General features: G+C 50.3%; 5 protein-coding genes. All 5 read left to right on the forward strand.

Going from position 1 to position 16,510, the window contains the following annotated elements; all coding sequences use genetic code 11:
• Window positions 1–1,294: 1,294 nt before the first annotated feature.
• The 5 genes from QUA56_RS16560 (at window position 1,295) to QUA56_RS16580 (ending at window position 16,447) form a co-directional block, all read left to right on the forward strand.
• Window positions 1,295–8,992: an SDR family NAD(P)-dependent oxidoreductase gene (locus QUA56_RS16560; protein WP_333359428.1), complete on the forward strand. Its 7,698-nt coding sequence runs from the start codon at window positions 1,295–1,297 to the stop codon at window positions 8,990–8,992.
• Between the two features lie 92 nt (window positions 8,993–9,084).
• Window positions 9,085–13,278, forward strand: coding sequence for an amino acid adenylation domain-containing protein (locus QUA56_RS16565; protein WP_333359430.1), 4,194 nt, complete (start codon window positions 9,085–9,087; stop codon window positions 13,276–13,278).
• Between the two features lies 1 nt (window position 13,279).
• The gene (locus QUA56_RS16570) at window positions 13,280–14,587 is read left to right on the forward strand and encodes an MFS transporter (RefSeq protein ID WP_333359432.1); all 1,308 of its coding nucleotides are present in this window, start codon (window positions 13,280–13,282) and stop codon (window positions 14,585–14,587) included.
• 130 nt (window positions 14,588–14,717) lie between these two features.
• The gene (locus QUA56_RS16575) at window positions 14,718–15,770 is read left to right on the forward strand and encodes a choloylglycine hydrolase family protein (RefSeq protein WP_333359434.1); all 1,053 of its coding nucleotides are present in this window, start codon (window positions 14,718–14,720) and stop codon (window positions 15,768–15,770) included.
• A gap of 68 nt (window positions 15,771–15,838) precedes the next feature.
• Window positions 15,839–16,447, forward strand: a complete 609-nt coding sequence (locus tag QUA56_RS16580) for a hypothetical protein (protein WP_333359436.1) — start codon at window positions 15,839–15,841, stop codon at window positions 16,445–16,447.
• Window positions 16,448–16,510: the final 63 nt, after the last annotated feature.

The following is a 16,510-nucleotide window of genomic DNA, read 5'->3' on the forward strand; positions in this document are numbered from 1 at the left end:
TTTTTATCCTCAACCTGGTGATGATGCAATACCTGCTGACAGAGGCCATACTTTTTCTCAATTAGTTGGGAACCAGCTAACTGTCTTCTATCTTTCGATAGACCAACTATATTTCTGTTCCGATAGACAAACTCTATTTCTTTAGATAGATGCCTGTCAAGGGGGTCTAACCCTTTTTTTGGTTATTTATATTAAGAAAATCTACAGACTGTAAAAATTTAACGCCTATTCGCAAACACTGCCGTCTGAAGCGAATGAGCGATCGCAATCTAACTCTATAACTGTCACTTTCTTGGAAATTTAACGAGTTTGCGACATTTCAAGCAACGAAAAGTCGAGGTTCGCTCCTTGGAAGACAGCTATAGGGTAATCTGTCATCTCCTTAAAAACCCCCCGTAAGAATGCCCCTCTAGCAATCTTTTCGCTTAGGCGGCTTTACGTTTCATCGTTTAGGGGCACTTTCGCGATCGCTTATTTTCTGAAGTAAAAACGCCAGTTCCAGAATTCGGCGTGCATTTTTCAAGCGCCCTCCTGACGGCCCGCACCCCAACTTTGGCCCTAAACGGGTATCCCTAAATCAGGCTCAAGTCAGGAAATGTTGATTTTTTCTATCGTTTTTCTGGTTCTTCATGCAAACTTTATGTTCTTGCCCTTGACAGGCATTTATCTATACAGGTAGATTAAGTATGTCTTTAGGCAGGTGACAAAAATGAAGCTGTTAAAAACTAGCGACCTACATAGGGAACCAAGGGTGCACAGGTTTACTTGCGAAAAAGACAGCGGCGTTGCTGCATATTGGCTTCGAGAACGGGCGATCGCACATTCGCGATCTATCGCACCTACCATTCGACTGTCGAACGCTTGCTCCCGCCTTTCCAATAGTGGCTTGATTCAGAAATTGGTGTCCTATTATTAGGACGAGTTTGCCCTAAAATATTTGACGCTGAAAAGGCGCTGCAAATTCAATCCAATAAAATTCCCTGCGCTCTGCATCTAAAAAAATCAAAAGACAGGAATTTTGTAGGAATTTCTCTAATGTTCAAGAAAGCGCAAGCGTCCCATTTTTGTAAATACCTTTCGTAGTAAAAGAGCATTCGCATTACAAATCATTGGGTTTGACCAATAGATAATTAGCCAGGACTGAACACTTTTGCCAAGGCGATAGCTTGCCGTGCCTGGATTATAGAGCCTTGACTTTTTTTTATAATTTTTCGGCATCTGCTGCCCCAGAAGCTGATCGCATAACCGCCATTTCTTGTCCTCGATTAACTAACAACATCTTAGGAACACTTTAATGACTCAAAATACATCAGAAAACATGAATACCGTGCAAAAAGAACCGATCGCTATTATCGGTATGGGTTGCCGCTTCCCTGGCGGTGCCAACAGCCCCGAAGCCTTCTGGAAATTACTGCGAGATGGCGTGGACGCTATTACCGAGGTGCCAGAAGATCGCTGGAACTTGGATAATTTTTATGATCCAGAGGGAACAAAACCGGGAAAAATCCGAACCCGGTGGGGCGGCTTCGTAGATAAAATAGACGAATTTGATGCGGAATTTTTCGGGATTTCTCCGCGAGAGGCATCAAGCATGGACCCGCAGCAACGGCTGCTGCTGGAGGTAGCCTGGGAAGCGCTGGAAGATGGGGGGCAGGTGCCGGAAAATCTGGCTGGGTCAAAAACAGGAGTATTTATTGGCATATCGAGCAGCGATTACCACGACATTCAGTTAAGTGTGAGCGATCGCGACTCGATTAACGCTTACACAAATTTAGGCGGCGTTCACTGTGTCACAGCCAATCGCATCTCCTATATTTTGAACTTCAAAGGGCCGAGTATGGCCGTTGACACCGCCTGCTCCTCTGCGCTGGTTGCAGTCCATCTGGCTTGTCAAAGTATCTGGAATGGAGAGTCGGCGCTGGCAATAGCAGGCGGCGTAAATGCCATGCTCAAACCCGAAATAACCATAGGATTCTCGAAGGCATCTATGCTCTCTCCTGATGGGCGTTGCAAAACCTTCGACGAGCGAGCCAACGGTTATGTCCGCGCCGAGGGAGCCGGTGTCGTTCTCTTGAAGCCTTTATCTCAAGCGCTTGCAGACAAAGATCCGATTTATGCGGTTATCAGAGGCAGTGCCGTCAACCAGGACGGTCAAACCAATGGCATCACAGTTCCCAGCGGACAAGCTCAAGAAGCCGCTATCCGGGAAGCCTGCAAGCTGGCAGGCATTTCACCAGAGCAAATACAGTATATCGAGGCTCACGGCACCGGCACGCCTGTGGGCGATCCGATTGAAGCAAACGCGCTGGGAAATGCGATCGGGAAAAATCGGCCTGCTGGAGACTACTGCACTATCGGTTCGGTAAAGAGCAACATCGGACATTTGGAATCAGCGTCAGGTGTTGCTGGATTAATCAAACTAGCCCTAGCTCTAAAGCATCGGCAGATTCCGCCCTCTCTGCATTTTGAGACACCCAATCCAAAAATTCCATTTGAGGAATTGCGGTTGCGCGTACCGACAGCCCTGGAACCTTGGCCTAACGGTAAAGGGCCGCGCCTTGCCGGCATCAATTCCTTTGGATTTGGCGGCACTAATGCCCACATAGTGGTCGCACAAGCCCCTGAAAATACTACAGGCGGAATTAATCCCAAGTCCCAAATTCCAAATTTAAAATCATTCTTATTGCCGCTGTCAGCTCGCTCTCTTGAAGCACTTAAGGCATTAGCAGCAGCTTATAAAGACTTTTTAACAACAGAAGATTTCTCACTCTCCGACATCTGCTACACAGCCAGCCTGCGCCGAGGCCATCACAGCCACCGACTGGCAGTGGCGGGGAATTCCAAAGAAGAACTAACAGAAAACCTGTCAGCGTTTTTAGCAGGAGAAACTCGCACCGGAATGTCGGACGGTCGCTCATTTCCAGACTCCGAGCCCAAACTGGCTTTCGTGTTTTCTGGCATGGGACAGCAATGGTGGGCGATGGGGCGGACGTTGCTGTCAGAAGAACCCGTATTCCGAGAAACTATTCAACGGTGCGACGAATTGCTGCGGCAATATGCTGATTGGTCGCTATTGGAAGAACTGACAGCATCCGAGGAAAACTCTCGCATCAACTCTACCCAAATTGCTCAGTGTGCGATTTTTTCTGTGCAAGTCGCACTCGCTGCTTTATGGCGCAGTTGGGGCATTATCCCTGAAGCGATTGTCGGTCACAGTGTCGGCGAAGTAGCAGCAGCCCACCTTGCCGGGGTTCTGAGTCTAGAAGATGCCGTCCGGGTGATTTTCCACCGCAGCCGGTTGCAGGCCAAAACGGCAGGAACAGGGAAAATGCTAGCGGTGGGGCTGTCGTTAGAGTCAGCTACTCTGGTTCTCGCCGGATATGAAGATCGGGTTTCTGTAGGAGCCGTCAACAGCCCGAGTTCCGTCACCCTATCCGGAGATGGCAGTGCTTTGGAAGAAATTGCCAAATCTTTAGAACTGAAAGAAATTTTCTGCCGGTTCCTGCAGGTGGAAGTGCCTTATCACAGTCCCTTAATGGAGCCTCTAAAGACGGAATTAGCAGAGTGCTTGCAAGGAATTAATCCCCAAGCAGCTACTATTCCTCTATTCTCTACCGTCACTGGCCAGCAGGTTGAAGGACCAGAAATTGATGGGGTCTACTGGGGGCAAAACATGAGGAATCCGGTGCTGTTTGTCACAGCAGTAGAGGAACTATTGCAAGCCGGGTATGACCTATTCCTAGAAATTAGCGCTCATCCAGTCCTGACCAGTTACATCTCTGAGTGCGCTGCCAAACAAGGCAAAACAGCAACGGCACTGCCTTCGCTGCGGCGCAAAGAACCGGAACAGATTGTGATGTTGGGATCGTTTGGCAAGCTCTACACGCTGGGATATCCGGTAGACTGGCACCGATTCTATCCACAAGGTCAGTTCGTTCGCCTGCCTTCCTATCCGTGGCAGCAAGAACGCTACTGGAACGAGTCCGAAGAATCACTGCAATCTCGACTGGGACTTTCTTACCAGAGAACGGTGCTGGGAGTGCCGGTACACCCGCTGCTGGGAAGCCGTCTGGAATCGCCTCAGCCGCAGTGGAATGCAACGATAGACTTGCACCCCCTCACTTATCTGGATGACCATCGCATCCAAGGAGCCGTGGTGTATCCAGGGGCAGCTTATATAGAAATGGCGCTGGCTGCTGCCAAGGAAATTCTCGGTGAAGGGTCTTATGTTTTAGAAGACCTTGAATTTCACAAGGCGCTGTTTTTAGCAGATGAACCGTCAACACTTCAGTTGAGTGTCGATCGCCAGGGTCAAACCTCTTTCGACATCCACAGTCAAGTCAAAGGTGAAGAATCGTTGTGGGTGAGACACGCAACTGGCAACTTGCAAAGGCTACAGAATGGCCACGCCCCCAAGTCGGTTGTATTGGATGAGATTCGCAGCCGATGTACTGGCGAAATTTCCAAGAGCGATCTCTATCAGCAGTTCCAGGAAATGGGACTGGAATATGGCCCGAATTTCCAGGGAATCGAGCAACTCTGGTGTGCTGACTCTGAAGCGATCGCACTCCTCCAACTTCCTGAAGGGCTAGAGAAAGAAGTCAAAGAGTACCAGTTGCATCCGGCTCTTTTGGATGCTTGCTTTCAGGTTCTTATTGGCACCGTATCATCCAAGGGAACCTACCTGCCGATTCAGATAAAACGACTTCGCGTTTACAGTCCTCCCGGAGCTCAAGTGTGGAGTTACGCCCGTCTGGTGGAGCAAAACGAGCGGCAGATTAAGGGAGACATTCAACTGCTGGATGAAACTGGCAACGTGCTGGTAGAAATTCAGGGATTCTGCTGCAAGTCCCTAGGAAACGCGCAGGAGGTTACAGAAAAAGAGGATTATCTCTACAAATACCAATGGGAATTGAAAACACACCCCGGAACCGGGCGAGCTCGCCAGCCTGCTGATTATCTGCCCTCTCCCCGGCTTCTCGCCGACAGTCTGCAAAACGGAGCGGCTCGCTTAAGCCTGCAATTAGGACGAAAGCATTACTACTCGACGGTAGAGCCGCAAATAAATGTTTTGTCTGCCGCTTACATTGTCAAAGCCCTCGGACAGCTCGGCTGGCAGCCACAATTGCTTACTCGCATAAGCGTAGAAACTCTTGCCCAGCAACTGGGCGTAGTATCCCAACATCACCGTTTGCTAGGGCGAATGCTGGAAATTCTGCAAGAAGATGGCGTGCTGCGTCGAGTAGAGAACGAGTGGGAGGTTTGCCAAGTTCCAGAATTCAAAGAACCGCAGGAGATTTGGAAAGCCCTTTTGACTCGATTTCCTGCCTATCAAGCCGAGTTGATGCTGCTCTTGCGGTGCGGCGATAAATTGGCAGAAGTGTTGCGGGGTGAAGTCGATCCGCTGCAACTGATTTTCCCGGAAGGTTCTCTGGCAACATCTGAGCATCTGTACCAAGACTCGCCCACTTTTCGTATCTATAATCTGCTAGTTCAGAAGGCGATACGGGCGGCACTGGAGCGCTTACCGTCAGGACGAAAAGTGCGAATCTTAGAAATTGGTGCGGGGACGGGCTCAATGACATCCTACGTGCTGCCTGTGCTACCAGCAAAACAGAGCGAATATGTCTTTACGGACATTACCCAAGTATTCGCCACCACAGCCCAGCAGAAATTTACCGATTATCCGTTCATTGAGTACCGGGTTTTGGATATTGAAACCGACCCAATTTCTCAGGGATTTGACGCCCATTCCTTCGATTTGATTCTGGCATCAGACGCACTGCACGCTACTCGTGACTTGCATCAGACTCTAGAAAACGTCAAGCAGCTTCTAACATCTGAGGGATTGCTGGTGCTTCTGGAATTGACAAATGCCCCGCGCTGGGTCGATCTGGTTTTCGGAATGCTCAAGGGCTGGTGGCTGTTTTCCGATCTCGACTTGCGCTCAGCACACCCGCTGCTTCCAGAGCCAAAGTGGCAAGATTTGCTCTCCAAGGTCGGGTTTGAGGAAGTGGCTAGCATTTCAGATACAGATGGGACAATTGATTCCGTGCATACAGTGTTTTTGGCTACTGGCCCTCAAGTTCAGCCAGAAACTCAACCTGAGCGAACTGTAACCGCGAAACCCGAACAGCAGGGAAGCTGGCTGATTTTTGCCGATCGCTCTGGGGTTGGGCAGCAGTTGGCAGTCGCACTCAAAGAATGCTCAGAAACTCCCATTCTCATCGAGCCTGGAGATGGCTTCAAGCGCCTTGATGCCAGCTTTTTCCAAATCCGCCCAGAAAATCCAGAGGATATGCAGCAACTCCTAGAGGCTGTTAGTGTCTCTGAGCCTGCCTGTCGTGGAATAGTTCACCTGTGGAGTCTGGACATAACGCCGATGGAGGAAACCACAGTTGCTTCTCTAGAAGATTCGCTCCCACTGGGCTGTCTCAGTGTTTTGCACCTGGTTCAGGCGTTGGAGCGAGTAGGGAGTTCCCCTCGTCTTGTACTGGTAACCAAAGGAGCGCAGGCGGTAGGAGAATCAGTCAAATCCGTTTCGGTGGCTCAGTCTCCCTTGTGGGGTTTAGGTCGGGTGATAAATAATGAATTTCCCAATCTCCAGTGTACGAAGGTGGATATTAGCCCCGTCTGCTCCCCCACAGAGATTCAGTCGCTTTTTGCTCAATTGTGGTCAGATGAAGGGGAAGATGAAATCGCCCTGCGGGGGGAAGCACGGTATGTCCATCGCCTGATCTCGGTGTCGCCTGCCGATATTACCCCAGAAAAGAAAAAGGTTGTAACTGTAGAGTCTCAACCGTTCCGTTTAGAAATCTCCAAACCTGGAATTTTAGACAACCTGACGCTGCGAGCGATTGAACGTCCCAAACCCGGGCAGGGAGAGGTTGAGATTCAGGTTTGTGCAGCGGGTCTCAACTTCAAAGATGTCATGGCAGCAATGGGGATGCTATCAGACGAAGCTTTAGAAGGGGGATACTCAGGGCGATCGCTTGGCTTAGAGTGTGCCGGCATTATTACTGCTATTGGTTCTGGCGTTGAAGGGTTTGAGATCGGCTCCGAAGTGATCGCCTGCGCCCCTCACAGTTTGAGCAGTCATGCGCTCACAGATGCTCGCTTGGTGGTACGCAAGCCCGCACATATCAGTTTTGAAGAAGCGGCTACGATTCCCGCCGTTTTCCTCACAGCTTACTACGCCCTGCACGAATTGGGGCGAATCCGTAAGGGTGAGCGGGTTCTCATTCACGCTGCCGCAGGGGGTGTGGGTCTTGCCGCCATCCAACTGGCCCAAAAAGCTGGCGCAGAGATTTTTGCCACAGCAGGCAGTCCCGAAAAACGGGAATTTCTGCGATCGCTCGGCGTCCATCATGTCATGGATTCCCGCTCCACCGCGTTTGCTGATGAAGTAATGGAACTCACCAGGGGCAAAGGAGTTGATATTGTCCTCAATTCTTTGGCGGGAGAGGCCATTCCTTTAAGCATCTCTGTACTCGCAGCCTACGGACGTTTTATCGAAATCGGCAAGCAGGATATCTACGGAAACAGCAAGCTGGGGCTGCGACCTTTTCGGAATAATCTGTCGTTTTTCGCTGTGGACGTAGACCGTATGTTCCGCGATCGCCCTGATTTTGCCAGGGAGCTATTCCGGGAATTAATGAAATACTTTGAGGAGCAAACTCTCCACCCGCTTCCTCACCGAGTCTTTTCTATCTTTAAAGTGCGAGACGCCTTCCGCTACATGGCGAGGGCATTGCACATTGGCAAAATTGTGCTGTCTTTGCAAGACCCAGATGTAGTGGTAGCTCCCGCAACAGACGCAACACAGGAGAAAGTGACATTTCGCGCTGATGGAACTTATTTGATTACCGGCGGACTCGGTGGGTTTAGTTTAGCCGTGGCTCAGTGGCTGGTGAAAAACGGTGCTAAACACCTAGTATTGATGGGACGCAGCGGTGCCGCCTCACCAGCCGCCCAGTCAGCCGTAAAAACCTTGGAGTCAGCAGGCGCGAACGTGGTAGTTGCCAAAGCAGATGTGAGCCAAGCTCTTCAGGTGACTGATGTTCTGAGTGACATTGAGCAGTCCATGCCGCCGTTACGAGGCATTATCCACGCGGCTTTGGTTTTGGACGATGGTGTCCTGCTGCAACAGAACCAGGAACGATTCCAGAAAGTAATGGCTCCCAAGGCGATCGGGGCCTGGAACTTGCACGCGCAGACATTGAATGCACCTTTGGATTTCTTTATCAATTTCTCCTCGTTTGCTTCAGTAGTGGGAAACCCAGGACAGGGAAATTATGTGGCTGCCAGTGCTTTTCTGGATGCACTGGCGCACCACCGCCGCGCTATGGATCTGCCAGCTCTGACCGTCAACTGGGGAATGATTGCCGATGTTGGTTACGTTGCTCAGAACGCGGAAGTAGGCGAGCATCTAGGCCGGATCGGAGCTAAACCACTGCTGTCGCAGCAAGCGCTCTCCGTTCTAGGAGAATTGCTTCTTCTTGAGGCCGTTCAGACAGGGGTGATATCTATGGACTGGCAGCAGTGGTGTCAGTTTCATTCAGCGGGGGCATTACCGCGATTCTCTCATTTGCTAAGAGAAGAAGCCATTTCTGAAGAACCAGGTTCTTCCAGCAATCAAGGAGATTCGCTCCGCAACGCCCTCATGGCAGCGGAACCGGCAGAGCGCCAGCAGTTATTGGAGTCTCGCCTCTGCGAACAAGTTGCTCGGGTATTGGGAACTTCTGCCGCCAAGCTGGATAGCTCCAAACCGCTGACCAATTTGGGACTTGACTCTTTGATGGCAGTCGAGCTGAGTAACCGCATCAAGAGCGATCTGAGTGTGGACGTGCCCACAATGAAACTCATGCGGGGTCCGAGCATTTCTCAACTCGCAGAGCTATTGCTAGAGCAATTAGCATTGACGCAGATAATCATGTCAGTGCCCCCATCTTCTGAACTCAATGAGGACGAGGAAGAGGAAATGGAGCTGTGAAATTGTCTCCGGTTAATTAAGACTTTGAACAGCTCCCCCCATCCTTGGCAGGAGCTGTTCCGTACAAATTGTTAACAAACCACACGCACTCTATGAAATTTAATCACTTTGTGGATGAACTCTCCCAACGAGGTGTAAAATTGTGGTTTGATGCAGGCCAGTTGCGCGTTCGCGCTCCCAAAGGAGTCCTGACCCCGGAGCTGCGCGATCTAATGGCTGAGTACAAGGCAGAGCTGCTTGCGTTGGTGCAACATAGCAACGCGATCGCAATTGAGACCGAACTCCTCTTTGTACCTGTCTCGCGAGAGGGGGACTTGCCTCTGTCTTTTGGCCAAGAGCGACTCTGGTTCAAGAACCAGATCGATCCAACTAACCCCTCTTACAATGAATTCGCAGCCTTGCGCCTAAAGGGTTCCCTGAATGCCGAAGCGTTAGAGCGGAGTATAAACGAGATTATTCGCCGTCACGAATTATGGCGTACCACGTTCAGGGAAGTTGACGGACAACCGATTCAGATTATTGCCTCAACCCTGAAGCTTGCAATTTCCCTTATAGACTTGCGGCAGCTTCCGAATGACGAACGAGAGATTGAAATCCAACGATTAACCACAGACCTAGTTCACTGTCCCTTCGACTTAGCTGCGGGTCCCTTATTGCGCGTCCTGCTGTTGCAGCTAGAGCGAGATGAACATATATTAATACTCAACGCACACCACATTATTTGTGATGGTTGGTCATCTGGCATATTTTTCCGAGAGTTAGCAGCACTCTACGAAGCCTTTTGTAGTGACAAGCCTTCACCGCTACCGGAACTGACCCTACAGTACGCGGACTTCGCTCACTGGCAGCGGCAGTGGTTGCAGGGACTGACACGATCGTCCTACTTAGCTTACTGGAAAGAAAAACTCCAAGGCGCTCCCTCTATGTTGGAACTGCCGACGGATCGACCGAGACCTCCTGTTCAAACTTTCCGGGGCGCGCATCAATCCATGCCGCTCTCAAAAGAGCTGAGTGAGGCACTTGCTAACTTGAGCAAACGGGAAAACGTCAGCCTGTTTATGACGCTCCTGGCAGCATTCCAAATATTGCTATACCGCTATACAGGGCAGGCAGACATCTGCACAGGCACGCCGATTGCTAACCGCAATCGCCTTGAAATTGAAGGATTGATTGGATTTTTTGTCAACACGCTCGTATTGCGTACCGACCTCAGCGGGAACCCCAGCTTCCTAAAATTACTGTTGCAAGTGCGGGAAGTGGCGCTGGGTGCTTACGCTCATCAGGATTTGCCCTTTGAACAGTTGGTGGAGGAATTGCAGCCGACGCGATCCTTAAGTCACACACCTCTGTTTTCGGTGATGTTCGTATTCCACAATGTTCCATTAATTCCTTCAGAACTTCCCGGTTTAACTGTCAGTCCATTTGAGGTGGAAAACTTCACGGCGAAATTAGACTTGACTTTATCTTTTGAAAACACTCGGGAAGGACTGATAGGGTTATGGAAATACAACACTGACTTGTTTGATGCAGTCACAATTGCTCGCATGGCGGGGCATTTTCAAACTCTGCTAGAGGGGATTGTTGCAAATCCCGATCGCAGGCTGTCAGAGTTACCCCTGCTCACTGCTGCCGAAAGACATCAATTGTTGGTGGAATGGAACGACACAAAAGCCGAGTATCCGCAACAAAGGTGCGTCCACCAGCTATTTGAAGCCCAGGTTGAACGCACCCCGGATGCCGTAGCGGTGGTGTTTGAAGACAATCAACTCACCTACCGCGAGTTGAACGCAAAAGCCAATCAATTGGCGCACTATCTGCAAAAATTGGGTGTCAAACCGGAGGTGCGGGTTGGCATCTGTGTAGACCGCTCCTTAGAAATGATGGTGGGGCTGCTGGGTATTCTCAAAGCCGGCGGCGCTTACGTCCCCCTAGACTCCGGCTTCCCCAAACAGCGACTGGCTGCTATGATCGAGGACTCTCAGGTGCCACTGCTTGTAACGAGTTCCCACTTAGTTGACGGACTTCTCACTCGCCAGATGGATGTAGTTTGCTTGGACACAGACTGGGAGACGATCGCTCGTGAAAGTGAACAGAACCCAGTCAGTGCGGTCAGGGTTGAAAATCTGGTTTATGTAATTTATACATCTGGCTCCACCGGCAGCCCCAAAGGAGTCGCGATCGAACACCGGCAGCTTCTCAATTACCTCCACAGCATCCAGCAAATACTCAACGTGCCAAATGCGAGTTTTGCCACTGTTTCTACCTTTGCCGCCGACTTGGGCAACACGGTAATTTTCCCCGCATTATGTGGAGGTGGATGCCTGCATATCATCTCCCAAGAACGGGCAACCGATCCTAAAGCCCTAGCGGCATATTTTCGCCAGCACGCGATCGACTGCCTTAAAATCGTTCCCTCTCACCTAAAAGCACTCCTCGCTCAGACGGCATCAATTTTGCCTCGCAAGCGGTTAATTTTGGGTGGCGAAGCACTGAGTTGGGAGTTAGTGGAGAAAGTGTGGAAATACGCGCCAGACTGCCTTATTTTCAATCACTACGGGCCAACAGAAACGACGGTAGGGGTACTAACTTATCAGGTGAAGCGCGGGCAAGTGAGGCGCGATTCTCAGACGGTTCCTCTCGGTCGCCCCATATCAAACACCGAGATTTATATCCTCGATTCCCACTTCCAGCCGGTGCCTGTTGGTACTGCCGGTGAACTGTATATCGGCGGTGCCGGTTTGGGGAGAGGCTACCTCAACCGCCCAGATTTAACTCAAGAAAAATTCATTCCCTATCCTTTTAGCAACAACCCTGATTCCCGCCTTTACAAAACCGGCGATCGGGCTCGTTATCTACCCGACGGAAACATCGAATTTCTTGGTCGCACCGACAATCAAGTCAAAATTCGCGGCTTCCGCATCGAACTCGGAGAAATCGAATCCCTGCTGGCGCAACACCCCGATGTACGTGCAGCCATCGTTATAGCAAGGGAAGACACACCAGGGGACAAGCGCTTAGTTGCCTACGTTGTCCCCAAACAGGAGCCAGCACCCACATGGAGCGACCTGCGCCGCTTCCTCCAAGAGCAAGTGCCCGAGTACATGGTGCCTGCTGCTTTTGTGATTCTAGAGGCTCTGCCACTGACAGCCAATGGCAAGGTAGACCGACGCTCCCTTCCGGCAATGAATACATCCCATCTCAGTCTAGAAACCACCAGCGTCCCACCTCGCAGCCACCTGGAAATGCAACTGGTACAAATCTGGGAAGATGTTCTGAATGTCTATCCCCTTGGAGTCCGGGACTGTTTCTTTGAACGCGGCGGTCATTCTCTTTTAGCTGTCCGCCTGATGGCTCTTATTCAGCAGCAGTTCGGAAAATATCTGCCCCTGGCAAGCCTTTTCCAGAATTCCACAATCGAACACCAGGCAAGTCTTGTGCTCCAGCAAACGGATTGTGTGCCATTTTCTCCCTTGGTAGCGATTCAGGCGGCTGGGACTCAGCCACCTTTCTTCTGCGTCCACCCCGTTGGTGGCAACGTCCTCTGCTATTTCGAGCTCGCCCGTCATCTGGGGAAGGAGCAACCCTTTTACGGCTTGCAATCCGCCGGTTTAAATGGCGAACAGGAACCCAAAACCAGTATTGAGGACATGGCAGCTCACTATATTGAAGCTCTACAGGCCATTCAGCCCTCTGGGCCTTACTATCTGGGAGGCTGGTCTTTGGGCGGCATTGTCGCTTTTGAGATGGCACAGCAGTTGCGCGATCGCGGAGAAGAAGTAGCCCTCCTAGCGTTGATAGACAGCTATGCACCTGCTGTTATTAACTGGTATGAGGACATGGATGAGGCTTCGCTGTTAGTTCATCTTGCCAGAGATATGGGGGGTCTGTTCGGCAAAGAGCTGCCTATATCCGCTGATGAATTGCAACAATTCCCACCAGAGGAGCAATTGAACTACATCCTAGAGCGCTCTAAAAATCTCAATATTTTGCCGCCAGAAGTCAGCTTAGAACAAATGCGCCACTTGATGCGGGTTTTCCAAGCTAACAGGGAAGCCATGTTGAGCTACATCCCCCAGCCCTATCCGGGTAAAATGGCCCTCTTGTCTGCTAGCTCCAAACCGCTGCAAGTAAAGCTTGACCCAACCCAAGGCTGGGGTGAATTAGCAACTCACGGCTTATTAGATATCCAGCCAATTCCAGGCGATCACTATGCCATTCTCCGAGCCCCCCACGTTCAGCTTTTAGCTCAACAGCTAGCAACTTACCTCAAGTCAGGGAATCAATAAGATGGTAAAACGTCCTGTAGCTCAAGGAATGCGGGTTTTCTTTCTCATCTGGTTCGGACAGCTTGTCTCCCTGATGGGGTCGGGTCTGACTAAGTTTGCCCTTGGTGTGTGGGTCTATGAAAGCACCGGCTCAGTCACTCAGTTTGCTCTCATTTCTGTGTTTGCTAGGCTACCGGCGATCCTACTCTTTCCCGTCGCTGGTGCCCTAATAGACCGATGGAACCGCCGCTGGGCAATGATTCTGAGTGATTCCGGTGCCAGTTTGAGTACAGTAGCCGTCGCCCTTCTGCTGGTTACAGGTCGCCTGGAAATCTGGCACATCTATCTAGCAGTCGCCGTCAGTTCTGCCTTTAGCGCTTTTCAATGGCCAGCCTATAGCGCCGCCACCACCTTACTGGTTCCCAAACAGCAGATGGGTCGCGCTTCCGGGATGATTCAGCTAGGAGAATCCGCCGCCCAGTTCCTCGCGCCGATGCTGGCGGCTGGACTTCTGAGCGTCATAAAGCTTCAGGGCATCATCCTCGCCGACTTTGCCACCTTCCTCTTTTCCCTAGCAACCCTGCTGAGCATCCGCTTCCCTGATGCCAAGACTAATACTGTTAGAGAAGCCGGGGTTCAAAGCCTGCTGGGAGAAATAGCTTACGGCTGGACTTACATCACCGCCCGTCCGGGACTGCTAGGGCTGCTGATTTTCATCGCTGTCAGCAATTTGGCGCTCGGCATCGCTCAGGTGCTTTTCGCACCGCTAATCCTATCTTTCGCATCTGTCACAGTGCTGGGTACTGTGCAGTCAATTGCTTGCAGCGGTATGGTAGTCGGGAGCATTCTGATGAGCGTTTGGGGAGGCCCGAAACGCCGCATGTACGGGGTATTAGGTTTTGAGCTGTTGCTCGGTCTGGGCATTTTCCTCCTCGGACTGCGGGCTTCCATTCCCCTGATTATTGTTGCGGGGTTTGGTGCCTATTTCAGCGTCGCCATTTTCCTAGCTTCCACTCAAGCAATTTGGCAGACCAAAGTCGCACCAGAGGTGCAAGGAAGGGTATTTGCAGTTCGACGCGCGATCGGTTGGTCTTCCTATCCGCTGGCTGCTCTCGTTGCTGGCCCTCTAGCTGATCGCATCTTTGAACCCTTAATGGCTGCCAACGGTTTGTTAGCAGGAAGCATCGGACAAATCATCGGCGCTGGTACAGGTCGCGGCATTGGTCTGCTGTTTGTTATCACAGGAGCGATGGTCATGCTAGTAACTGTTGTAGGCTACCAGTATCCTCGCTTGCGGCTACTCGAAAATGAGCTGCCGGATGTGATTTAGTGCTTGGGGAAAAAGGTGCGATCGGCACCACAAAAAGAGGGAAGTAAGTCTCTAAGGTGAAGCGAAACGCCTTATCCTTAGCTGACTGCCGATTTCTGTATATCCAAAATAAGTAAGGAGTATTGATTTAATGTGTACCGGCATTCGTATAAAGGCAACAGATGACTCTGTTATTAGTGCTCGAACGGTGGATTTTGGAGTTGAACTCGAATCGGATGTTATTATTGTCCCCCGGAACTACAAATTAACGGGGAGAACCCCAGATAAGAATTCTCAGGGATTGAGCTGGGAAACAAAATACGCATTCGTTGGCGGAAATGCAAAAAAAGAGCTGCTAACGATAGATGGCTTAAATGAACAAGGGCTGGCGGTTGGAATGTTTTATTTCCGCAGATATGCCAAGTATCAAGAAGTGTCGGAAAAAGACTATCCCCAGACCATCGCTCCCGATCAATTTGGAATTTGGGCACTCAGTCAGTTCGCCACAGTTGCAGAGGTCAAAAAGGCATTGTCTACTTTGAAGGTTGGTAATGTTATTTTTGAAAAATTTGGTTTTGTCGTACCGCTTCATTATGTCATTTATGACAGCGCGGGTAATTGCATCGTGGTTGAATATGTGAAAGGCCAGCTAATGGTGCATGAAAATCCGCTGGGCACGATAACGAATGCTCCCCCTTTCGATTGGCACACGATCAACTTGGGCAACTACACTCATCTTTCACGGTTAGACGTAGCATCAATAAAGCTTGATAACTTTCAACTGGAAGAATTTGAGCCGACCAATGATTTATTAGGCTTGCCCGGAGATTTTACACCTCCTTCTCGCTTTATCCGAGCGGTTGTATTCAATCAAAATCTCCAAAGACTGCACCCTGCTGAAACTGGAGAAAAAGCTGTGCTTCAGGCTTTCCACATTCTTAACAATTTCGATATTCCTAGAGGTTCAGTGCTTCACGCCTCAGACCCAGAAACTCCGAAGCTTAATGACTATACCTATACGCCCTGGACTTCAGCTTGCGATTTGAAAAGCAAGCGGTTCTACTTCCACACCTACGACAGCCGTCGCATTCGCATGGTGGATCTGATGAACTGCGATCTGGATGCTAAAGATATTGCGAAAATTCAGATGTCAGAATCAGAACACATTTACGACGTAACCAAAGACGCCAAATTAGGGGTATAAATTTAGAGATTTGAGATCGTAGATTATATATCTGGACAATAAAAATTATTGTCCCGTTAGATAGACTTATGGAAATCTTCGACTCTTCGGTAACAGAAAGTGAGGAGCGGTTCGCAGCGATCGGCTCGGCGAGTCAATATTTCCATCGGGACGAACACCCCCCTACAGTTGTCGCCTCAGACGCGGCTTTAAAGGCGCTACAAGAAGATGTGGTGAGGTTGGAGCAGACAATAGTACAGCTAAAACAGCACAAGCAGGAAGCTCAAAAGCAGCAGGTGAAAGAGAGAATGCAACACTTGCAAGAGCAGGCAGAGCGCATAAACGCCCTGGCGGAGCAGTTAGCGACAGAGATGGTGAAATTTCAGGAAATGGCTCAACAGGTTAACCGAGACTGCCACGTTATTCACTCCCCAGAAAATCAAGGAATTTCCCTTTCTGTGGCTCAACAAAATTCAACTCGATCGGCTCCTGTTTGGGAAGTTCAAGATATCGCTGTCCCTACAGTAATCAAACGCAATCTTCAGTTTGTCTTGACGCCCATAAAGGTGGAAAAGCCACGTAGCGAGGAAGCGGATGCCGCACAGCGGGCTGCAAAAGCACAACAGCGTCGAGAAGCGTTAGAGGGCTGGTTAGAAGCGCGGCGGCAACGGATTATTGACAATTTTTCAGGTTTGTGATTATAGAATTTTGGTAGATTTTGCCCTAGCAGTCGATCGCCCTATTTCTTTGCTTGGCGCGAG

Source organism: Microcoleus sp. N3A4 (assembly GCF_036701805.1).
GTDB lineage: Bacteria > Cyanobacteriota > Cyanobacteriia > Cyanobacteriales > Microcoleaceae > Microcoleus.